Here is a 22,443-nt window from a genome sequence, read left to right on the forward strand (position 1 = left end):
ATGAAGCTGAACCAACTGACCACAGCCGTTCAGGGCGATATTCAGGGCGAGGGCGGCGACGCCCTCGTCTCCGGTTTCGCGATCGATCACCGCAAGGTCGCGCCGGGCACCATTTTCGGCGCGTTCCAGGGCGCACGGGTGAATGGCGAGGACTTCATCGCCGACGCGGTGCGCAGCGGTGCGGTGGCGGTCGTCGCGCGGCCCGGCGTGACGGTCGAGGGAGCGGTCCATATCGCCTCCGACGAACCCCGCGCGGCTTTTGCGCGGCTGGCGGCCGCATTCTTCGCGCCGTTCCCCGCGACGGCGGTGGCGGTGACCGGCACCAACGGCAAGACCTCCACAGTCGAGATGACGCGCCAGCTCTGGCGTATGGCGGGGCATCACGCCGCCTCGATCGGGACGTTGGGCGTGACCACCGCCGACGAGCGGACCTATACCGGGCTGACCACGCCGGACGTCGTGACCTTCCTGTCCAATGTCGCAGGCCTCGCACGCGAGGGCGTGACCCATTTGGCGTTCGAGGCGTCGAGCCATGGCCTGACCCAATATCGGACCGAGGGGCTGAAGGTATCGGCGGCGGCCTTCACCAACCTGTCGCGCGATCACCTCGACTATCATGGCGACATGGGCGCCTATCTCGCGGCGAAGATGCGGCTTTTTTCCGAAGTCCTGTCGCTCGACGGCACGGCGGTCGTGTGGGCCGACGATGTCGAGAGCGGGCGGGTCATCGATCTGGCCCGCGCGCGCGGCAACAAGCTGGTGACGGTCGGTACGCGCGGATCGACGCTGAAACTGGTCGAGCGGCATCCGACCCTGCTGGGCCAGGGGCTGGTGATCGAGGACGAGCATGGCCAGGCGCACAAGGTGCAACTGCCGCTGATCGGCGCCTATCAGGCCGCCAATGCGCTGGTCGCGGCGGGGCTGGTGCTGGCGACCGGCGGCGATCTGACGACGACCATCGCCAACCTCTCCCGGTTGCAGCCGGTACGCGGGCGGCTGGAGCGTGCCGCCATCGCGCGGAGCGGGGCGCCGGTCTATGTCGACTATGCCCATACCCCCGACGCGATCGAGGCGGCGATCGCCGCGCTCAAACCCCATGCGGGCGGGCGGCTGATCGTCGTGATCGGCGCGGGCGGCGACCGCGATCCGGGCAAGCGGGAGGTCATGGGGCAGGTCGCCTCGATGCATGCCGACCGGGTGATCGTGACCGACGACAATCCCCGCACCGAAGACCCCGCCGCGATCCGCGCCCAGGTGATGCGCGGTGCGACCGGTGCGATCGAAATCGGCGACCGTCGCGAGGCCATCGCCGCCGCCATCGCCGAGGCGGGGGAGCAGGATATTGTACTGATCGCGGGCAAGGGGCATGAGCAGGGTCAGATCGTCGGCGATCTCGTCCTGCCCTTCGACGATGTCACCGTCGCGCGGGAGTGTGCGGCATGACGGCGCAGTCTCCTACCAAGACGCCCCCGGTGGACAAGGCCGATGCCGCACAGCCGGACGCGCCCGCACGGGTACGGCCCAAGCTGTCGCTGCATTATGGGGCCAAGACGGCCGAGGAACGCAAATGAGCTTGTGGACCGCGCAGGAGATCGCGGCGGCGACCGGCGGAACGGCCTCCGCCGACTTCGCCGTTTCGGGCGTGGCCTTCGACAGCCGGGAGGTCGGCCCCGGCGACCTGTTCGTCGCCATGTCGGGCGAGGCGACCGATGGTCATCGCTTCCTCGATCAGGCGTTCGGGCAGGGGGCAGCGGGGGCTCTGGTCGGCAACCCGACCGACCATCCGCATGTCCGGGTCGCCGACAGCTTCCATGCACTGGAGGATCTGGGCCGGGCATCCCGTGCCCGTACGCAGGCGACGATCATCGGCGTCACCGGTTCGGTCGGCAAGACCAGCGCCAAGGAGGCGCTCTATGCCGCGCTCGAACGGGGCTGGCGCGGCGCGGTGCACCGTTCGGTCAAGAGCTACAACAACCATACCGGCGTGCCGCTGAGCCTTGCGCGGATGCCGCGCGATGTTCGCGCGGGCGTGTTCGAGATGGGGATGAACCATGCGGGCGAACTGTCCGCGCTGACCGCGATGGTGCGCCCGCACATTGCGATCGTCACCGCCATCGCGCCCGCGCATACCGAATTCTTCCCCGACGAATCCGCCATCGCCGACGCCAAGGGCGAGATTTTCCAGGGCCTCCAACCCGGCGGTACGGCGATCATCCCTTATGACAGTCCGCACCGCGACCGACTGATCGCCGCCGCCAAGCCCTATGCCGACCGCATCGTGACCTTCGGCTTCCATCCCGCCGCCGATATCCGCGCGGTCGAGGCGATGCGCGGCGCGACCGGGGGCAGCTTCGTGACCGCCAAGCTGGGCGACAAGGAGCTGAACTTCACTTTGTCCCAGCCGGGGCGGCATTGGGTGTCCAATGCACTGGCAGTCCTCGCCGCCGTCGATGCGGCGGGTGGCGATCTCGGGTTGGCGGGCCTCGCGCTGGCCGAACTGGGTGGCCTGGCAGGGCGGGGCGCGCGGTTCCGCACGGCGAATGGCGCGCTGGTCATCGACGAGAGCTATAACGCCAACCCCGCCTCGATGCGCGCGACGCTGGCCGTATTGGCCGAGGAGCCGGGGCGGCATGTCGCGGTGCTGGGCGAGATGCGCGAACTTGGCGAGGATTCGGCCGATTATCACGCCGCGCTGGCCGAGCCGATCATTGCCGCCCGCGTCGAACGGGCGCTGCTGGTCGGCGAATCGATGGCGCCGCTGGCCGCCGCGCTTGAGGGGCGGGTCGATTTCGTCCATGTGCCGGATGCGAAGGCCGCGCGCGAGGCGCTGGCCGATATCATCGCACCCGATGACGTGGTGCTGATCAAGGGGTCGAACGGCGTCGGGCTGTCGCGTGTCGTGGCGGCCCTGCGCGGCGATACCCCAACGGGCGGGGCGTGAGTTAGATGCTGTACTGGATCGCGGAGCATCTCGGGTTTCCGGGGCTTCTCAACCTCATCCGTTACCAGTCGTTCCGAACCGGCGCGACGGTGGCGACCGCGCTGTTCATCGGCCTGATCATCGGGCCGCGCTTCATCGGCTGGCTGCGCGTCCGCCAGGGCAAGGGGCAGCCGATCCGCGCCGACGGGCCGCAGACCCACCTCGCCAAGCGCGGCACGCCGACCATGGGCGGGCTGATGATCCTGACCAGCATGACGCTGTCCATCCTGATCTGGATGAACGTGTTCAACCCGTTCGTCTGGGCGTGCCTGTTCGTGACGCTGGGGTTCGGCGCGATCGGGTTCCTCGACGATTACGACAAGGTGCGGAAGGCCTCGACGGCGGGCGTATCGGGCAGGACCCGGCTGCTGCTGGAGTTCGCCATTGCGGGCGTCGCGGCGTGGATCATCATGGGGCAGAACGGGCCGCATCTCTACCTGCCCTTCACCTCGCGCATGTATATCGACCTGGGCTATTTCTATCCGCTGTTCGCCGCCTTTACGATCGTCGCGTTCGGCAATGCGGTGAACCTGACCGACGGGCTGGATGGCCTCGCGACCATGCCGGTCATCATCGCCAGCGTGGCGTTCATGGTCATCGTGTATCTGGCGGGCAACGTGAAGTTCGCCGATTATCTGGGCATCCCGCATGTGCCCGGCGCGGGCGAGCTGGCGATCTTCTGCGGCGCGGTGGTCGGGGCAGGGCTGGCGTTCCTGTGGTTCAACGCGCCCCCGGCGGCGGTGTTCATGGGTGACACCGGCAGCCTGGCCTTGGGCGGCGCGCTCGGCACCATTGCGGTCGTCGCGCATCACGAGATCGTGCTGGGCATCATCGGCGGCCTGTTCGTGGTCGAGGCGATGTCGGTCATCATCCAGGTCTTCTTCTACAAGCGGACCGGCAAGCGGGTGTTCCGCATGGCGCCGATCCACCATCATTTCGAACAGCTCGGCTGGTCGGAGCCGACGGTCGTGATCCGCTTCTGGATCATCGCCTTCGTGCTGGCGCTTGCGGGCCTGTCGACGTTGAAGCTGCGATGATCGTTTCGCGCGACTGGGCGGGAAAACGTTACGCGGTGCTGGGGCTCGCACGCTCCGGCGCCGCGACCGTTTCGGCGTTGCTGGCGGGCGGGGCAAGCGTGGTGGCATGGGACAGCGATCCCGCCAAGCGCGAGGCCTTTGCCGCGCATGACCGGCTGAGCATCGCGCCGCTCGACGACCTGTCGGGATTCGACGCGCTGGTCGTGTCGCCGGGCGTGCCACTCAACACCCATCCGCTGGCGGCCGCCGCGCGAGCGGCGGGGGTGCCGGTCATCAGCGACATCGAACTGTTCGCTCAAGCGCGCAAAGACCTGCCTTCGCACAAGGTCGTCGGCATCACCGGTACCAATGGCAAGTCGACCACCACCGCGCTGGTCCACCACATCCTGAAGACGGCGGGCGTGCCGACCCTGATGGGCGGCAATATCGGCCTGCCGATCCTGGGGCAGGAACCACTGCCTGAGGGCGGGGTCTATGTGCTGGAGCTATCCAGCTATCAGATCGACCTGACGCAGAGCCTGGACTGCGACGTCGCGGTACTGCTGAACATCACGCCCGATCATCTCGACCGTTATGACGGCTTTGCGGGCTATGCTGCGTCCAAGGCACGGCTGTTTGCGATGCAGTCCGCTGGGCATGTCGCGGTCGTCGGCACGGGCGATGAGGCCTCGGCCCATATCGCGCAAGGGCTCGCCGGGAGGACCGACGATCTCGTCACCATCGCCGCCAGCGGGATCGACCAGAGCCGCTGGCCCGCGCTGCAAGGTCCTCACAATGCGCAGAACGCCCAGGCCGCCATCGCCGTGGCGCGAGCGCTGGGCATAGCCGAGGATGTGATCGAAGCGGGGCTGCGTACCTATGCCAGCCTGCCGCACCGGATGCAGCATGTCGCGACCCGGAACGGCGTGGCCTTCGTCAACGACTCCAAGGCGACCAACCCGGAGTCGACCGCCCCCGCACTGGCGGCCTTCTCCCGGGTCCACTGGATCGTCGGCGGCAAGCGCAAGGGCGACGACCTCGACGCCTGCACGCCGCATCTTGGTCATGTCGTCGCGGCCTATACAATCGGCGAGGCCGCGCCGCTGTTCTTCGACTTGTTGAAGGACAAGGTGCCTGTGGTCGACCAGTCCGGCACGCTGGAGGCGGCCGTCGCCCATGCCGCCGCTGCCGCGCAGCCCGGCGATACGGTCCTGCTGTCCCCAGCCTGCGCCAGCTTCGACCAGTTTCGCGATTACGAAGCGCGGGGCGATGCGTTCCGCGCCACCGTGGAGGCGCTGGCATGAGTGATCGCGCACCCAAGACCCCGCGCCCCGGCCTGATCGGGTCGATGAAGGGCCGTGGCGGTCGCGGCGATCGCTCGCCGCTCGGCACCTGGTTCTGGGACATCGACCGGGTGCTGTTGCTGCTTACTCTGTTCCTGATCGCGATCGGGCTGATCGCGGTTGCCGCCGCCAGTCCGGCGACCGCGATGCGCTATTCCGGCGAGCACCGGAAGTTCGCGCCGCTTTATTATTTCTGGCGACAGGTGATGTGGGTCGGCGTCTCGCTGCCCGTGTTGTTCGTCGTCTCGATGCTGCCCGTCGTCACCGCGCGGCGCATGGCGGTGCTCGGGACGGGGATCCTGATCGCGATCCTGGCGGTCACGCCCTTTATCGGGGTGGAGATCAACGGCGCGCGGCGCTGGATCGGCTTTGGCTTTGCCCAGTTCCAGCCGTCCGAATTCCTGAAGCCGATGTTCGTGGTGACGACCGCCTGGCTCCTGTCGCTCAAGGCCCGGGAGCGTGACCTGCCCGCGACTCTGATTACCATGGGGCTGACCGGGCTGGTTGCGGGGCTGCTGATGATGCAGCCGGACTTCGGCCAGACCATCGTCTTCTGCGTGATCTGGGCGGCGTTGCTGATGATCTCCGGCACCCCGATGCGGATCATGCTGGGGCTCGCCGCCATGGTGCCGGTAGGGCTGACGGCGGCCTATATGTTCTACAGTGTGGCGCGGAACCGCATCAACGCGTTCCTCTTTCCCGATGTCGACGGCGAGGGCGCGGCCGACCACTTCCAGGTCAATGCCGCCCACAACACCCTGACCGCAGGGGGCTGGACCGGGACCGGGCCGGGCGGGGGCACCGCCAAGTTCGGGCTGCCGGAGGCGCATACCGATTATATCTTCTCGGTGATCGGCGAGGAATTCGGACTGATCGCCTGTTCGATCATCGCGCTGGTCTTCCTGGCGATCGTGGTGCGCGTGTTCGTGAAGCTGCTTGACGAACAGGACGAGTTCAAGCTCTACGCCGCCTCCGGGCTGGCGGTGCAGTTCGGCGCGCAGGCGCTGATTTCGATGGCGGTGAACACGGGCCTTGCCCCGTCCAAGGGGATGACCCTGCCGTTCATCAGCTATGGCGGCTCGTCGATGATCGCGCTGTCGATCGGGATGGGGTTGTTGCTGGCATTCACCCGGCGCAATCCGTTCCTGACGCGCAGCCCCTATGTAGTCAGGTGGAGCGGGCAATGAGCCGTCACTTCGTCCTCGCCGCCGGGGGTACCGGCGGCCATATGGTTCCCGCCGCCGCGCTGGCGGCCGAGCTGACCCGGCGCGGCCACCGCGTCGCCCTGGTGTCCGACGCGCGCGGCGTGCGCTTCCCGGGACTGTTCGAGGATATCCAGACGCATGTCCTGCCCGCCGGGCGCTTTTCGGGCGGGCCGGTCGGCTGGGCCAAGGCGCTGCGCGAGATGTGGCGTGGCCGGGCGATGGCGCGCGAACTCTACAAGACCTTCCGTCCGGCGGCGGTGATCGGTTTCGGCGGCTATCCGGCGATGCCCGCTTTGCTGGCGGCGTTTGCGGAAGGGATTCCGACCGCCATCCATGAGCAGAACGCCGTGCTGGGCCGGGTCAACCGGCTGGTCGCGGGCAAGGTCGATGCGATCGCTTTGTCCTATGAGGATACGCAGCGGCTGAGCGCCAAGCACGGGGACAAGACCCGGCTGGTCGGCAATCCGGTGCGCGACCAAGTGCTGGCGCTTCGCGCGCGGCCCTATCCGCTGCTGGAGGAGGACGGCATCTTCCGCGTCCTCGTCACCGGCGGCAGCCAGGGCGCGAGCATCCTGTCCCAAGTCGTGCCCGATGGCCTTGCCATGCTGCCCGTCACCTTCCGGCGGCGCTTGCAGGTGACGCATCAGGCGCGGATCGAGGATATCGACGCGGTGCGCGCCAAATATGCCGAGCATGAGATTCCGGCCGAACTCGCCACCTATCTGCCCGACCTGCCCGAGCAGCTCGCCTGGGCGCATCTGGTGATCGCGCGGGCGGGGGCTTCGACGCTGGCCGAGCTGACGGTCGCGGGCCGCCCGGCGATCCTGGTGCCGCTGCCCTCGGCGACCGACGATCACCAGACGGTGAACGCGCGCGAGATGACGAAGGCGGGCGGCGCGCGGACCATCGCGCAGGGTGACTTCACGCCCGTGGAACTCGCCAAGCAGATGCAGAAGCTGGGCCTCGACCCGGCGGCGCTAGAGAATGCGGCGGGCCGTGCTCGCGCCTGTGGACGGCCCGAGGCGGCGAGCGATCTTGCCGATCTGGTCGAGAGCCTCGACGCGCCGCGCATGGTCTTGCCGGTGGGCAAATCGCAAAGGACACGGAATTTGGCGGGAGCAGGCGCATGAAGGGCGTCGCCACGGATATCGGCACGATCCATTTCGTCGGCATCGGCGGCATCGGCATGTCGGGCATTGCCGAGGTGATGAAGAATCTCGGCTACCGGGTGCAGGGCTCCGACGTGGCCGAGGGCTATGTAGTGCAGGGCCTGCGCGACAAGGGTATTCCGGTTGCCATCGGTCATGCGGCGGACAATCTGGGCGATGCGGCGGTGGTCGTGACCTCGACCGCGATCACCCGGTCGAACCCCGAAGTCGAAGCCGCGCTGGAGCGCCGCATCCCCGTGGTGCGCCGCGCTGAGATGCTGGCCGAGCTGATGCGACTGAAGTCGACCGTGGCGGTGGCGGGCACGCATGGCAAGACCACGACCACCTCGATGGTCGCGGCGCTGCTGGATGCGGGCGGGGTCGACCCGACCGTCATCAATGGCGGCATCATCAACAGCTATGGCTCGAACGCGCGCCTGGGCGCCAGCGACTGGATGGTCGTCGAGGCGGACGAGAGCGACGGCAGCTTCCTGCGCCTCGACGGCACGATCGCGGTCGTGACCAATATCGATCCCGAACATCTCGACCATTACGGCTCGTTCGACCGGGTGAAGGACGCGTTCGTCGAGTTCGTCGAGAATGTGCCCTTCTACGGCGCGGCCCTGCTCTGCCTCGATCACCCGGAGGTGCAGAACATCCTGCCGCGCGTTCGCGACCGGCGCGTCGTGACCTATGGCTTCTCGGCGCAGGCGGACGTGCGCGGCGTCAACGTCACGCCGATTCCCGGCGGCAACCGGTTCGAGGCGATCATCCGCAACCGCGACGGCTCCAGCCGTTCGATCGAGGGCATCGAGCTGCCCATGCCCGGCCGCCACAATGTCCAGAATGCGCTGGCCGCGATCGGCGTGGCGCTGGAGCTGGGCATCGAGGATGCGACCATCCAACAGGGCTTCAGCCAGTTTGGCGGGGTCAAGCGGCGCTTCACCAAGGTCGGCGAGATCGCGGTCGATGGCGGCACCGCGACCGTGATCGACGATTACGGCCATCACCCGGTCGAGATTCGCGCGGTGCTGGCCGCCGCCCGCGAAGGTGCCCGCGGTCGTGTGATCGCGGTGGTGCAGCCGCACCGCTTCACCCGGCTCGGCAATCTGATGGAGGAGTTCCAGACCGCGTTCAACGATGCCGACCGCGTGCTGGTGACCCCGGTCTTCGCAGCGGGAGAGCAGCCGATCGAGGGCGTCGACGCCTCCGCCTTGGTCGAGGGGCTGAAGCGGCGCGGGCATCGCTCGACTGCGACGGTCGCCGACGCCGATGGGCTGGCCGAGGAACTGGCGGGCTCGATCCGCGCCGATGACATGATCGTTTGTTTGGGCGCGGGCGACATCACCAAATGGGCGGCGGGTCTGGCAAGCGCCGTCGAGGCGCGCCGATGAACCTGCCCGACACCGCCGGCCGATTGACGCACGCCGCGCCGCTCGCGCCGCTCGTGTGGTTCAAGGCGGGCGGACCGGCTGAATATCTGCTGGAGCCCAAGGACACCGACGACCTGTCGGCGTTCCTGAGGGGACTCGGGGGCGAGACGCCCGTCATGGCACTGGGCCTGGGCTCCAATCTGATCGTGCGCGACGGCGGCGTGCCGGGCGTCGTGATCCGGCTCGGCAAGCCGTTCAGCTATGCGCGGGCCGGGGAGGGGCACCTCATCACCTGTGGCGGCGGCACCTCGGGCATTCTCGTCTCGTCCAATGCGCGCGATGCGGGCATCGGCGGGCTGGAGTTTCTGCGTTCGATCCCCGGCACGGTCGGCGGCTTCGTGCGGATGAACGGCGGCGCCTATGGCCGCGAGGTGGCGGACGTGCTGGTTTCCGCCACGGTTGTGCGTCGTGACGGCACGGTCGAGACGCTGGGTGTCGCCGATCTGGAATATACCTATCGCCACTCCAACCTGACCGACGGCACGGTGGTGGTCGAGGCGACCTTTCGGGGCCACGCCGCCGAACCCGCCGACATCCAGGCGGAGATGGACCGCATCGCCGCTGCGCGTGAGGCGTCGCAACCGCTGCGGTCCAAGACCGGCGGCTCGACCTTCAAGAATCCGGACGGGCACAAGGCCTGGGCGCTGGTCGATGCGGCGGGTTGTCGCGGGCTGACGCTGGGCGATGCGCAGGTGTCTGAAAAACATTGCAATTTCCTGCTCAACCTCGGCAACGCCACGGCGGCGGAGATCGAGGCGCTGGGCGAGGATGTACGCGCCCGGGTCAAGGCGCAGTCGGGCGTTTGCCTCGAATGGGAAATACAAAGAGTGGGAATCGCGAAGTGACCGACAATCTGCATATCGCGGTTCTGATGGGCGGCTGGTCGGCGGAGCGGCCGGTGTCGCTGATGTCCGGTGCAGGCGTCGCCGACGCGCTGGAGCGGAACGGCCACCGCGTCACCCGGATCGACATGGACCGCGACCTCGCGGCCAGGCTGACGCAAGCCAAGCCCGACATCGTCTTCAACGCGCTGCACGGTTCGCCCGGCGAGGACGGCACGGTGCAGGGGATGCTCGACCTGATGGGTATTCCTTACACCCATTCGGGCCTCGCCACCTCGGTCATCGCGATCGACAAGGTGCTGACCAAGCAGGCACTGGTTCCCCATGGCATCCCCATGCCCGGCGGCCGCATCGTGAAGTCGGAGGATCTGTTCGCCGCCGATCCGCTGCCGCGCCCCTATGTGCTCAAGCCCGTGAACGAGGGTTCCTCGGTCGGCGTCGCGATCGTCACCGACACCAGCAACCACGGCCAGCCCATCGCACGCGATGCCGCCGGTCCCTGGGCCGAGTTCGAGGAATTGCTGGCCGAGCCCTATATCCGGGGCCGTGAGCTGACCACCGCCGTGCTGGGCAACCGCGCGTTGGGCGTCACCGAGTTGAAGCCCAAGAATGGCTGGTACGACTTCGACGCGAAATACACCGACGGCCTGACCGAGCATGTCTGCCCCGCGCAGATTCCCGACGAGATCGCCGAGGCGTGCAAGTCGCTGGCGCTGGAGGCGCATCGCATCCTGGGCTGTCGCGGTGCCTCGCGCTCCGACTTCCGCTGGGATGACGAGCGCGGCGTCGACGGGCTGTTCCTGCTGGAGGTCAACACCCAGCCGGGTATGACCCCGCTCAGCCTGGTGCCCGAACAGGGCCGCCATGTCGGCATGGATTACGACACGCTGGTCCAGGCGATCGTCGATGAGGCGCTAGCCTGGTACCGGGCCAATCCGACCGAGCGGGAACGCGCGGGATGAGTCGCACGATCAAGCGCGGCCCCCCGCCGCGCCGTCCGGCGCCGCGTCGCCGCCAGCCGGTCAAGCGCGTCACGCTGGCGCAGCGCCTGCTGGCCAAGGTGCCGGTCAGCGAGGAGACGATCAAGAAGGCCGTCACCTGGACGATCCTGGGCGGTGCGGGCGCAGCGGTGCTGGCGGTCGCGACCTATGTCGGCGTGCCCGGCATGATCGGCACCGCCATCGCCGAACAGGCGGGCCATGCCGGATTTCGTGTCCAGCAGATCGAGGTGACGGGCCTGAAGCGCATGGACCGGATGACCGTCTATGCCGTCGCGCTCGACCAGCAGAGCCGGGCGATGCCGCTGGTCAATCTGGAAGACGTGCGTGCCAAGCTGCTCCGCTATGGCTGGATCAAGGACGCGCATGTCTCGCGCCGCCTGCCCGACACGCTGCTCGTCGATATCGAAGAGCGGACCCCGGCGGCGGTATGGCAGGACAATGGCCAGCTGACCCTGATCGACGCGGGCGGCGTGCTGCTGGAGCCGGTGCGGGCCGAGGCGATGCCCGACCTGCCGCTGATCATCGGGCCGGGCGCCAATCTGCAGGAGCCCGCCTATCAGGCGTTGCTGTCGGCTGCGCCTGCGCTGAAGCCGCGCGTGAAGGCGGCGACCTGGATCGGCAATCGCCGCTGGGACATCACCTTCGACAGCGGCGAGACGCTGGCGCTGCCCGAGGACGGGGCAGGGGCGGCGCTGATGAAGTTCGCCGCGATGGACGGCTCGCGGCCGCTGCTCGGGCGCGGCTGGCTGCGCTTCGACATGCGCGACCCCGCAAAGCTGGTTGCGCGAAAGCCCGGTTTGAATCAGAATCACGCGCTCGCCGATCCGGCCAAGGCCGGGGATGTGGGTAGCGATCCAGCGTCCGGGAATGACGCGGGTGGGGCGGCATCCGAAGGGGCGGCGGCTCCGGGGGCAGTACAGGGGTAGCAAGGTCATGGCAAAGATTGCGCCCGAAGGGTTGATTACCGCGCTGGACATCGGGTCGTCCAAGGTTTCCGCGCTGATCGCGCGCAAGGGCGATGGCGGCGAACTGATCGTGCTGGGTACCGGCCAGCGCGAAAGCCGGGGCGTCAAGCGCGGCTATATCGCCGATATGGGCGCGACCGAGGCGGCGGTGCGCGAGGCGGTCGAGCAGGCCGAGCGGATCGCCGGGCTGAACATCGAGAATGTCTGGGTCGGCTTTTCGGCCGGTGGCCTGGTGTCCGATGTGGCCGAGGTCGAGTTCGAACTGGGCGGCCATCAGGTCGAGCAGGGGGATATCGACGCGCTGCTGGCGGCCGGGCGCAACTCGATTGATCCGCAGGGGCGCATGGTGCTGCATGCGCAGCCCGCGCTCTATACGCTCGATGGGCTAACGGGTGTGAAGAAGCCGCTGGGGCTGCATGCCGACCGGCTGGGCGTGCACATCCATGTCGTCGCCGCCGATGGCTCGCCGGTGCGCAACCTCGACCTGTGCGTCCGCTCGGCGCATCTGGAGGTGAAGTCGATCATCGCCGCCCCCGTCGCGACCGGCCTTGCCTGCCTGTCCGACGAGGAGCGCGAACTGGGCGTCGCGCTGGTCGAGATGGGGGCGGGGATCACCAATGTCTCGCTGTTCGCGGGCGGAATGCTGGTCGGGCTCTGCTCGCTGCCGATGGGCGCGGCGGACATTACCGACGATGTGGCCTCGGCCTTCGGCACGCGCCGCCAGATGGCCGAGCGGATGAAGTGCTTCCATGGCTCGGCCAATGCGTCCCCGCGCGACAATCACGACATGATCCAGGTCACGCCCATCTCGGCCGAGGATGGCGGCGATACGATGCAGATCACCAAGGCGCAGCTGATCGGCGTGATCCGCCAGCGGCTGGAGCACCAGATGGGCGAGATTCGCAAGGCGCTCCAGCATCTGAAGTTCGAGGGGCCGGTCGGGCGTCAGGTCGTGCTGACCGGCGGCGGGGCGGAGTTGAAGGGCATTGCCGATTACGCGCAGCAGGCGCTGGGCCGCTCGGTTCGGATCGGCCGACCGCGCGGGCTGACCGGCCTGCCCGATGCGCATGGCGGCCCCGCTTTCGCGACGCTGGCGGGCCTGGCTTTCTATGCCGCGACCGACCCGATCGACCTGCGCAGCATCCCGGCGGTGAACCAGACGGTGCACCGGCCGAGCGGCATGGGGCTGTTCCGGCGGCTGATTCAGGCAGCCAAGGCAAATTATTAGAGAAAAGCGTCTTATGCCTGACGCTTTTGGGTTGGCACTTGGCCCAGGTCTGGTGCACTAACGGTTAATTCATGGGCCCGGTCTTTGCGTACCGACCGGGAACGGCGGAGTAGAATTGGGATGAGCATCGAATTCATCGCACCCGAGGTCGACGAACTGACGCCGCGTATCGCGGTGATCGGCGTCGGCGGTGCCGGCGGCAACGCGATCGCGAACATGATGCGCGCCGAGGTACAGGGCGTGGATTTCCTCGTCGCCAACACCGACGCGCAGGCACTGAAGCAGTCGATCGCGCCGCAGCGTATCCAGCTGGGTGCGAAGATCACGCAGGGGTTGGGCGCGGGCAGCCGTCCCGAGATCGGTCGCGCGGCCGCCGAAGAGACGATCGACGACCTGTCGCGTCTGCTCGAGGGCAGCCACATGTGCTTCATCGCCGCGGGCATGGGCGGCGGCACCGGCACCGGTGCCGCCCCGGTCATCGCCAAGGCGGCGCGCGACATGGGCATCCTGACCGTCGGCGTCGTGACCAAGCCCTTCGCCTTTGAAGGCAATCGCCGCGCCAAGTCGGCCGATGGAGGCATCGAAGAGCTTCAGAAATATGTCGATACGCTCATCGTCATCCCCAACCAGAACCTGTTCCTGATCGCCAACGCCAACACGACCTTCAAGGAAGCGTTCGCGATGGCGGACGAGGTGCTGCAGCAGGGCGTGCGCGGCATCACCGACCTGATGGTCATGCCGGGCCTCATCAACCTCGACTTCGCCGACGTCCGCTCGGTGATGCAGGAGATGGGCAAGGCGATGATGGGCACCGGCGAGGCCACCGGCGACAATCGCGCCATTGAGGCGGCGCAGAAGGCGATCGCCAACCCGCTGCTCGACGGCGTGTCGATGCAGGGTGCCAAGGGCGTCATCATCTCGATCACCGGCGGCGACGACATGCGCCTGCTCGAGGTCGACGAGGCCGCGAACCACATCCGCGAGCTGGTCGATCCGGACGCCAACATCATCTGGGGTTCGGCCTTCAATCCCGAGCTGGAAGGCCGTATCCGCGTGTCGGTCGTCGCGACCGGCATCGATGCCGACCTGAAGGTCGCGCCGTCGCCTTCGGAAGCGAACCGCAGCGGCTTCAGCATGGGTGGCATGGCCCGCAAGTCGGACGAAACGCCCAGCTATCGCCCGAGCGAGCCCGCCGCCGCCCCTGCGCCGCAGGCCAGCGTGGCCCCGGCCGCCCCGGTCGAGCAGCCGGTCGCGGCTCCCGCACCGGCCCCGGTGGCCGCTCCCGTCGCGTCGAGCGTCGCCGCACCGGTCGCCAAGCCCGCGCCCGCACCGGCCCCCGCGCCGGTGGCGGATGACGAGTTGGTGCTGGGTGCCGACACCATCGTTCCGGCTCCCGCTCCCGCCACGCCGTCGCATCCTGCCGCCGTCGAGCCCGCGCCGGGCAGCGACGAGGCCCGCCGCCGCTGGCTGGCCCCCGGCAGCGAAGCCGGTGAGGCCCCCGCACAGCCCGCGCCGCGCGTAAAGCTGGGTGGCACGCTGTTCGAGCGTATGTCGAACGCGGCCCGTGGTGCGCAGCGTGACGAGAATGCGCAGGGTGGGTCGGACTCGTCGCTGGACATTCCGCGCTTCCTGCACCGGCAGAACAACCAGTAATCTCCCGCCCGGCTTGCCGGGACGAGGATAGGGTAGGGGCCCGCGCGAGATGATCGCGCGGGCCTTTTTTCATATTGGGGGAGCTACGGCTGTGGGCATTGCTTGCGGCTGGCCCTCCCCCAGCCCCTCCCGCCTGCGGGAGGGGGAGCTCTGGTGCGGGGGCGTTACTTGGCCTTCAAGTGTCGATAAAACTCCCCTCCCGCAGGCGGGAGGGGCTGGGGGAGGGCAGGGCGGCAAGCTGCGCGGTCAGAGGCAATCCCAAAACCGCCATCTCCCCCTATTGGTCGACCGTGCGGAGCAATCGGGCGCGTGGCGCTTGCCTTAGCCATTGCCGCCGCCCGCGAAACACGCTTTATGGGCGATGGTCCCATGACGTTCGCACTTTTTCCCCGCGCTTCGCTCGCGCTCGCGTTGGCCCTCGCCGCCGCGCCCGTGCCCCTTCTCGCACAGGAAGTGGTTCAGCCGCTTCCCGGCACCACCGATGCCGACAAGCTGGGGGACGTGATGCGCCGCGTCGCGCAGAACCCCCGCAACGTCGATGCGCTGGTCGAGGCGGCGGAGCTGTCCATCCATCTCGACGACCTGTCGGGTGCCGCGTCGCTGCTGGCGCGCGCGGAGAAGGTCGATGCTCGCGATCCCCGGGTCAAGGCGGGCATGGCGTCGATTCTGGTCCGTTCGGAACGCCCCGGCGAGGCGTTGCGCTATTTCACCCAGGCCGAGGCGGCGGGCATGCCCGTGGCGAAGTTCGCGGGCGATCGCGGTCTGGCCTATGACCTGATCGGCGATCAGGCACGAGCCCAGCGCGATTACCGGCTGGCCCTGGCCAATGGCGCGGGTGACGAGATCATCCGCCGCTATGCGCTGTCGCTCGGTATCTCGGGCCAGCGGGAGCAGGCGCTCGAACAGCTCGATCCGCTGCTGCGCAAGACCGACCGCGCGGCATGGCGGGCACGGGCCTTCATCCTGGCGATGGGGGGTGAACTGCCTGAGGCGACCCGGATCGCCTCGACCATGATGCCGCCGCAACTGGCGCAGGGGCTGCAGCCCTTTTTCCAGCGGCTGCCCAGCCTGCCCGCCGTCGACCGCGCCTTTGCCGTGCATTTCGGTGAGACCCGCCCGACGCCCGAGCGGCTGGCCGATGCGAAGCTGGCTCCCAACCTGCCGCCGCTGACTCCGGAAGCGCCAGTGGCGCTGGCCTCCGCGCCGGTGACGACGCCTGCTCCGGTGCCGACACGCGAGGAACGACGGCGCGGCGGGCGCAACGCGCGCGGTGTGGCGATGGCGACCAATACGACGCCGGTCACGCCCGCACCGGTGCAAATGGCGTCGACGACCACGCCCCGCGTCGTGGCGGCCGCCGCGCCGATGCGGATGGTTCAGCCCTTGCCCCAGCCGCAGTCGCAGCCGACGCCGCAGACGGTCCAGCAAACCCAGGCCCAGCCGCAACCGCAGCCGGGCTTCTCCAGCGCCTTGCCGACGGCCCCCGAAACCCGTTCACCGGTGGCCCTGGTATCGAACACCGCGCGGCCGATGATCCAGCCGCTGCCCGCCGCATCGGCCACGGCGCCCGCGACGCCCGCCGCAACGACGCCCGCCCCGGTGACGTCGAGCCCGACCACGGCCACCGCCACCGCTATGGTTCAGCCGCTGCCCGCTGCCACCCCGTCGACACCGCCGCTCCAGATGGTGCAGGCCGTCCCCGCACCGGACCCCGTGCCTGCCAAGCCCGCGCCGGTCGCCACCGCCATGGTCCAGCCCGTCCCCAGCCAAGCCGAAGAACCCGCGCCCGCGCCGCGCCCGACGCGGGTCGCGGCCCGCCGCACGCCGCCGACCCCGGCGCGCGGGGTACGCGAAGACTCGGTTCTGGCGCGGATCGTCGCCAATCTCTCGATCCCCGCCTCCGAACTGGGCGTGGAAGGCCCCGAGCGTCCGGCCGTCATCGCGGCCAACACGCCGGTGAGCAGCGGCGCACAGCGTGTCGTCGCCGAGGCGCGCAGCAAGGCCGAGCGCGATCGCGAAGCACGCGAAAAGGCCGCCGAGGTGGCGGACGCCGCCCCGCGCGCGCCCACCGCTGCCGAACGCAAGGCGGCCGCCGCCAAGGTCGCCGCCGAGAAGAAGGCTCTCGCCGCCAAAAAGGCCGAGGCCGAGAAGAAGGCGCTTGCCGCCAAGGAAGAGGCCGAGGAAAAGAAGCGCGCGCGGGCGAACCCCGAGCGTATTTGGGTCCAGGTGGCGGGCGGCGCGAACGAGGACGACCTGCCCAAGGCCTGGGCCGCGACCAGGGCGAAGGCGCCCGAGCTGTTCGCCGCGCGCAAGGGCTACAAGACCCCGATTCGCGCGACCCACCGCGTCCTGACCGGCCCGTTCAAGACCGATGCGGAGGCGCGCGCCTTCGTCAACCAGCTCGCCAAGAAGGGGGTTTCGGCCTTCCCCGTGACCAGCGATGCAGGGCAGGCGGTGACGCGGCTCGACGCCAAGTGAGCCGCTTCGCCCCCTGGGCCTCCTTTCCCGAACATAGCCGGGGGCGCCGTCATGACGAGGCCTCGGGCCTGGCGCGCGGGCCGCGCGATGCGTTCCAGCGCGACCGCGACCGGATCATCCATTCGATCAGCTTCCGGCGGCTGCGTCATAAGACCCAGGTCTTCATGGCGCCCGACGGCGACCATTTCCGCGTCCGCCTGACCCACAGCCTGGAGGTCGCACAGATCGGCCGCACGATCGCGCGGACGCTGGGACTGAACGAGGATCTGACCGAGGCGCTGTGCCTGGCGCATGATATCGGCCATCCGCCCTTTGGCCATGCGGGCGAGGATGCGCTGAAGGCTGCGCTGACCGAGCAGGGTGGATTCGACCATAACGGCCATACGCTGCGCACCCTGACCGAGATCGAGCGGCCCTATCCTCGCTGGGACGGGCTGAACCTTAGTTGGGAGACGCTGGAGGGACTGGCCAAGCACAATGGGCCGGTGCGCCATCCCGGCTGGGCCTTGCGGGAGGCGGATGCGGGCTTTCCGCTCGATCTGGACAGCCATGCCTCGCTGGAGGCGCAGGTCGCAGCGCTTGCGGACGACATCGCTTATGACAATCACGATATCGACGACGGCCTGCGCGCCGGGCTGCTGACGCTCGACCAGCTGCTTGCCGTGCCGCTGGTCGCGCGGGGCTGGGACGCGGCGCGGGCGCAATTCCCCGATGTCGCACCCAGAAGGCTGGCAAGCGAACTGATCCGCTCGCAGATCGGGGTGATGGTCAACGATCTGGTCGCCGAAACCCGGACCCGTATCGCCGAGAGCGGGGTGGGGGACGTGGCGGACGTTCGCGCGGCGGGCCGGGCGCTGGTTGGCTTTTCGGACGCAATGCGGATAGAGGAGCGCGACCTGAAGCGTTTCATGTACGCCAATCTCTACCACCACCCGCGCCAGCTGGCGGCGGCGGACGCGGCGCATGGTATCGTGAAGGGCCTGTTCGCGGCCTATCGCGCGGACCCGGCGCAACTGCCCCAGGAGTGGCGCGAGCGGTTGCCGGTGGAAGAGCCTGCACGCAGTCGGCATATTGCCGACTTCATTGCGGGGATGACGGACCGTTATGCGGTTCGGTGTTACCGTGAGGTTGTGGGGGACATCGATCTGCCCGAGGGGTTTTAATATCGCGATAGCTGGCCAGGCCGGATCGGCATTCAGAATGCCATATTCATTTTCCTCCCCTGGAAGGGGAGGGGGACCATCCGAAGGATGGTGGAGGGGTGTCGCCGGTTGAGGTTGGAGTCCCATCCCGCAAGCCGGGATACCCCTCCGTCAGGCCTTTGGCCTGCCACCTCCCCTTCCGGGGGAGGAACGGGACGAACGTTGATGGGACCTGAGGATAGACAGAATGGCTGGCCTGGGACGCTTCGTTGTTTTTGCGTCAGTCGCGGCGGCGCTGGCACTGATCGTCACCTATGGCGGTGGGGCCAGACCGGCGAAACAGGGTTTGCAGATGCCTGTGGCTGTCGGGGCAGGTCCGCTCAGCCGCGATGATTTCTGGGCACTGGTCCATCATTCCGCGACTTGGGGCGAGGATGCCGACGCGCAGCTGGCCGATCTTCGCACGTCGCTGCGCCAATCGACGCCATCCCAGATCGCCGCGTTTCAAGGTTATTTTGAAGAGGCGATGATCCGGTCCTATCGATGGGATTTATGGGGTGCCGCCTATGTCGCCAAGGGCGGCGCGTCGGATGACGGGTTCGAATATTTCCAGCGCTGGCTGATCTCGCGCGGACGAACGGATTTCGAACGGGTCCTCGCTGATCCCGACGCATTGGCCGATCTTGCCATTCCGGACGCGCAGAGTGATCTGGAGTTTGAGGCCTTTGGCTATGTCGCGCCGGAAATTTGGTCGGCAAAGACCGGGCAAGCTCTTTCGCAAATGCCCGAAGCCGATGCCCGACCTCGCCCGTCCGTGCCCAGCGGTACTCCCTTCAAAGAAGAGACGTCGCATCTTGCCGCGCGTTATCCAAAGCTCTGGAAGCGCTTTGGGACATGGCTTTAAGAGATTGGGTGCATGAAAAAAGCCCCGTGCATCCCATCGGACACACGGGGCTTTTTCGTTCAGCCGTCAGGCTAGGATCAGCGAGCGCTGGTCTCCACGCCGGCGCCCAGCGCGCCACGGGCTTCGTCGGTGGTGAAGGCGACCTGAGTGTTGCCGGTCGTGCCGGTCACGCGGTGCCCCTTCACGACGAAGCGGAACGGCTCGCCGCCCGGATAGCGATGGCCCTGGATCACCGCATGGCCGTTCTCGTTCGAACGGGTGTAGACATAGGTGCTGCCCTCGTGAACGAAGCGCTGCTCGCCCTCGGCGGCGATCGCACCGATGGTGGGGACGGCGGCGGCGACGGTGGCGGCCAGGATCAGAATGGTCTTGCGCATGATCGAAACTCCCGCATTTGCGTTGAGCCGGATCAGGTCCTCTCGCGCCTTGTTAGCGCTTCTACTTTCGTCAGTTGAAATATTGCGGTGCAGCATGGTCGGCAACTGCAAAGGGATTCCGCCTGATTGCACTCGGTGCAATCGTCCCGCTGCCGCATACGCCATGATTTGAAGCGGGCGCTCGATTTCGCTAGAGCGCAACGCTTTGCTACCCCGATCGGACGATGTGATGACCCTCTACACCCGCTTTGCCGCGCATATCGATGCGGCGCTGGACACGCTGGTCGCCGCCGGCACGCTGCCCGGCGGGCTGGATCGCCGCAACGTGACGGTCGAGCCGCCGCGCGATGCGAGCCATGGCGACCTCGCCACCAACGCCGCGATGGTGCTGGCCAAGCCCGCAGGCACCAACCCGCGCGCGCTGGCCGAAGCGATCGCGGCGGAGCTGGGCAAGCTGGACGAGGTGGACAGCGTCTCGGTCGCCGGGCCGGGCTTCCTGAACATGCGGCTGACCGAGGCGGCCTGGCGCGACGAGCTGGCCGCGATCCCGGCGGCGGGCGGCGATTATGGCCGTTCGGCGCGTGGGAATGGCGTCACCGTCAATATCGAATATGTCTCGGCCAATCCGACGGGCCCGATGCATATGGGCCATTGCCGTGGCGCGGTGGTGGGCGATGCGCTCGCCACGCTGCTGGAATTTGCGGGCCACAAGGTCATTCGCGAATATTATGTCAACGATGCGGGCGGCCAGGTCGATGTCCTCGCCCGCTCGGCGCATCTGCGCTACCGCGAGGCGCTGGGCGCGACGATCGAGATCCCCGAGGGGCTTTATCCAGGCGAATATCTGAAGCCGATCGGCGCGGAACTCGCGGCCGAATATGGCGATACATATGTCGACGCGCCCGAAAGCGAATGGCTGGTCCTGTTCCGCACCCGTGCGGTGGCGGCGATGATGGCGATGATCCGCGAGGATCTGGCACTGCTGGGCATCCATCACGACATCTTCTCGTCGGAAGCCGAATTGCAGGCGGCGGGCAAGCCCGAGGCGGCCGAGGCTGAGCTGCGGTCGCGTGGCCTCGTCTATGACGGCGTGCTGGAAGCGCCGAAGGGCGAGACCCCCGAGGATTGGGAGCCGGTCGAGCTGCCGTTGTTCCGCTCCAGCCAGTTCGGCGACGATCAGGATCGCCCGATCAAGAAGTCGAACGGCGCCTGGACCTATTTCGGCGCCGACCTGGCCTATCATTATCAAAAGGCGCAATCCTCCGATCAGCTGATCGACATCTGGGGCGCCGACCATGCGGGCACCGTCAAGCGCATCGTCGCGGCGGTCGAGGCGCTGACCGGCGGCAAGACCAAGTTCGACGTGAAGCTCGTCCAGATGGTCCGCCTGTTGCGCGGCGGCGAGCCGGTGAAGATGTCGAAGCGCGCGGGCAATTTCGTCACCCTCGCCGATGTCGTGCGCGAGGTCGGCAAGGACGTGGTGCGCTTCACCATGCTGACCCGCCGGGCGGACGCGCAGATGGACTTCGACTTCGCCAAGGTGGTCGAGGCGTCGAAGGACAATCCGGTCTTCTACGTCCAATATGCCCATGCGCGCATCGCCTCGCTGAAGCGGCGCGCGGCCGAGGCGGGCATTGCGGGCGGCACCGCCGACCTGGCGCTGCTCGACGCCGAGGATCTGGCGCTGGTGAAGCTGGCCGCGCAGTTCCCGCGCATCGTCGAGACGGCGGCGACCGCGCGTGAGCCGCATCGCGTGGCCTTCTACCTCTATGACCTGGCCGCTGCCTTCCATGCGGCCTGGAATGTCGGGAACGACCGGGTCGATCGGCGCTTCCTGATCGCGGAAGATGCCGAACTGACCCGCGCGCGTCTTTTCCTCAGCGAGGGGATCGGGCAGATCATACGCAATGGTCTGGCGCTGATGGGCGTCGAAGCCGTGTCGGAGATGAAGTGATGGCGAACGAAACGGACGGCCGCGCCCTGGATCTGGACGAGGCGGATCGCCTTCCCTGGCTGGAAACCGTCGAGGCCGATGAGCCCGAGGGCGTCGGCATCGGCAAGGTGATCGCGCTGGTCATTCTGGGCCTCGCCATTCTGGCCGCGATCGGCTTCGGCTTCTACAAGTGGCAGGCGCATCGTGCAGCGACGGACGGCGACGGCGCGGTGATCGCCGCGCCCGAGGGCGACTATAAGGTCCGCCCGGCCGATCCGGGCGGCCTGAAGATCAAAGGCGAGGGCAACACCGCCATCGCCACCAGCGCGGGCAAGCCCGGCGGCACCGGCGCGATCGACCTGCGCGCCGTGCCCGAAGCGCCGATGAACGGCACGCGCGTCGTACAGAAGCCTGCCGAGCCCAATGGTGGCCGCAATGCCGTGGCGCAGGTGCCGGAATCGGGCGGCAAGCTCGTCGCCCCCGCACCCGTGGCGGCGGCGCGTGCCCCCGCGGCGGCCCCGAGCGGCGGTGCGATGGTCCAGCTGGGCGCCTATCCCAGCGAATCCTCGGCCAATGCCGCCTGGGACCGTTTCTCGAAGCGCTTTTCCTATGTCGCCGCGCTGGGCAAGGTGGTCCAGCCGGTCGCGTCGAACGGCAAGACCCTGTATCGCCTGCGCGTGAATGCCGGGTCGGCCAACCAGGCCGCCGATATCTGCGGCCGCCTGCGCGTGGCGGGTGAGAGCTGCTTCGTCGCCAGCTGATCGACCATGCCCCTTTCCCGCCGGTGCGGGGAAG

19 protein-coding genes are annotated in these 22,443 nt (G+C 68.1%); 18 read left to right on the forward strand and 1 reads right to left on the reverse strand.

From position 1 onward, the window contains the following. The 16 genes from GGQ89_RS08545 (at position 1) to GGQ89_RS08615 (ending at position 19,338) form a co-directional block, all read left to right on the forward strand. Positions 1-1,443 carry a UDP-N-acetylmuramoyl-L-alanyl-D-glutamate--2,6-diaminopimelate ligase gene (locus GGQ89_RS08545; RefSeq protein WP_184105448.1) on the forward strand — a complete coding sequence of 481 codons (1,443 nt, stop codon included), beginning with the start codon at positions 1-3 and terminating at the stop codon, positions 1,441-1,443. Then, entirely contained in the window at positions 1,440-1,571 is a 132-nt protein-coding gene (locus GGQ89_RS20260) for a hypothetical protein (RefSeq protein ID WP_276208931.1), read from the forward strand. Before GGQ89_RS08545 ends, GGQ89_RS20260 begins: the two co-directional genes overlap by 4 nt. After that, positions 1,568-2,941, forward strand: a complete 1,374-nt coding sequence (locus GGQ89_RS08550) for a UDP-N-acetylmuramoyl-tripeptide--D-alanyl-D-alanine ligase (protein ID WP_184105449.1) — start codon at positions 1,568-1,570, stop codon at positions 2,939-2,941. The genes GGQ89_RS20260 and GGQ89_RS08550 overlap by 4 nt, the downstream gene beginning before the upstream one ends. A 5-nt stretch (positions 2,942-2,946) precedes the next feature. After that, entirely contained in the window at positions 2,947-4,017 is a 1,071-nt protein-coding gene (gene mraY, locus GGQ89_RS08555) for a phospho-N-acetylmuramoyl-pentapeptide-transferase (RefSeq protein ID WP_076716984.1), read from the forward strand. Continuing rightward, positions 4,014-5,300: a UDP-N-acetylmuramoyl-L-alanine--D-glutamate ligase gene (gene murD / locus GGQ89_RS08560; protein WP_184105450.1), complete on the forward strand. Its 1,287-nt coding sequence runs from the start codon at positions 4,014-4,016 to the stop codon at positions 5,298-5,300. The genes mraY and murD overlap by 4 nt, the downstream gene beginning before the upstream one ends. Continuing rightward, positions 5,297-6,526, forward strand: a complete 1,230-nt coding sequence (locus GGQ89_RS08565) for an FtsW/RodA/SpoVE family cell cycle protein (RefSeq protein WP_184105451.1) — start codon at positions 5,297-5,299, stop codon at positions 6,524-6,526. Before murD ends, GGQ89_RS08565 begins: the two co-directional genes overlap by 4 nt. Beyond that, a complete protein-coding gene (murG, locus tag GGQ89_RS08570) occupies positions 6,523-7,674 on the forward strand; it encodes an undecaprenyldiphospho-muramoylpentapeptide beta-N-acetylglucosaminyltransferase (protein ID WP_056434222.1) in 1,152 nt (383 codons plus the stop codon). The genes GGQ89_RS08565 and murG overlap by 4 nt, the downstream gene beginning before the upstream one ends. Then, a complete protein-coding gene (gene murC / locus GGQ89_RS08575) occupies positions 7,671-9,086 on the forward strand; it encodes a UDP-N-acetylmuramate--L-alanine ligase (protein WP_184105452.1) in 1,416 nt (471 codons plus the stop codon). The genes murG and murC overlap by 4 nt, the downstream gene beginning before the upstream one ends. Then, on the forward strand, positions 9,083-9,970 hold the full coding sequence (gene murB / locus GGQ89_RS08580; RefSeq protein ID WP_184105453.1) for a UDP-N-acetylmuramate dehydrogenase: 888 nt from the start codon (positions 9,083-9,085) through the stop codon (positions 9,968-9,970). The genes murC and murB overlap by 4 nt, the downstream gene beginning before the upstream one ends. Then, on the forward strand, positions 9,967-10,929 hold the full coding sequence (locus tag GGQ89_RS08585) for a D-alanine--D-alanine ligase (RefSeq protein WP_338112412.1): 963 nt from the start codon (positions 9,967-9,969) through the stop codon (positions 10,927-10,929). The genes murB and GGQ89_RS08585 overlap by 4 nt, the downstream gene beginning before the upstream one ends. After that, positions 10,926-11,894 carry a cell division protein FtsQ/DivIB gene (locus GGQ89_RS08590; protein WP_240456622.1) on the forward strand — a complete coding sequence of 323 codons (969 nt, stop codon included), beginning with the start codon at positions 10,926-10,928 and terminating at the stop codon, positions 11,892-11,894. The genes GGQ89_RS08585 and GGQ89_RS08590 overlap by 4 nt, the downstream gene beginning before the upstream one ends. A gap of 7 nt (positions 11,895-11,901) precedes the next feature. Beyond that, a complete protein-coding gene (gene ftsA, locus GGQ89_RS08595) occupies positions 11,902-13,161 on the forward strand; it encodes a cell division protein FtsA (protein WP_056434587.1) in 1,260 nt (419 codons plus the stop codon). Between the two features lie 120 nt (positions 13,162-13,281). After that, positions 13,282-14,814: a cell division protein FtsZ gene (ftsZ, locus tag GGQ89_RS08600; RefSeq protein ID WP_184105455.1), complete on the forward strand. Its 1,533-nt coding sequence runs from the start codon at positions 13,282-13,284 to the stop codon at positions 14,812-14,814. A 369-nt stretch (positions 14,815-15,183) separates the two neighbouring features. Next, positions 15,184-17,292: an SPOR domain-containing protein gene (locus tag GGQ89_RS08605; protein ID WP_184105456.1), complete on the forward strand. Its 2,109-nt coding sequence runs from the start codon at positions 15,184-15,186 to the stop codon at positions 17,290-17,292. Next, entirely contained in the window at positions 17,289-18,455 is a 1,167-nt protein-coding gene (locus tag GGQ89_RS08610; RefSeq protein ID WP_184105457.1) for a deoxyguanosinetriphosphate triphosphohydrolase, read from the forward strand. Before GGQ89_RS08605 ends, GGQ89_RS08610 begins: the two co-directional genes overlap by 4 nt. A gap of 226 nt (positions 18,456-18,681) precedes the next feature. Then, positions 18,682-19,338 (forward strand): DUF4240 domain-containing protein, encoded by a 657-nt coding sequence (locus GGQ89_RS08615; protein WP_206362803.1) that lies wholly within the window; start codon positions 18,682-18,684, stop codon positions 19,336-19,338. 77 nt (positions 19,339-19,415) lie between these two features. Here the strand turns inward: GGQ89_RS08615 and GGQ89_RS08620 are convergent, their stop codons facing one another. Continuing rightward, complete coding sequence (locus GGQ89_RS08620; RefSeq protein WP_153008086.1) at positions 19,416-19,715, reverse strand: hypothetical protein; 300 nt, start codon at positions 19,713-19,715, stop codon at positions 19,416-19,418. A gap of 229 nt (positions 19,716-19,944) precedes the next feature. Here GGQ89_RS08620 and argS point away from each other — a divergent pair, with 229 nt between their 5' ends. Both argS and GGQ89_RS08630 read left to right on the forward strand, forming a co-directional pair. Beyond that, entirely contained in the window at positions 19,945-21,669 is a 1,725-nt protein-coding gene (argS, locus tag GGQ89_RS08625; RefSeq protein WP_184105458.1) for an arginine--tRNA ligase, read from the forward strand. Next, on the forward strand, positions 21,669-22,409 hold the full coding sequence (locus tag GGQ89_RS08630) for an SPOR domain-containing protein (RefSeq protein ID WP_076716968.1): 741 nt from the start codon (positions 21,669-21,671) through the stop codon (positions 22,407-22,409). Before argS ends, GGQ89_RS08630 begins: the two co-directional genes overlap by 1 nt. The last annotated feature ends 34 nt before the right edge of the window (positions 22,410-22,443 follow it).

This window comes from Sphingomonas yabuuchiae (genome assembly GCF_014199595.1).
GTDB classification, from domain to species: Bacteria; Pseudomonadota; Alphaproteobacteria; order Sphingomonadales; family Sphingomonadaceae; genus Sphingomonas; species Sphingomonas yabuuchiae.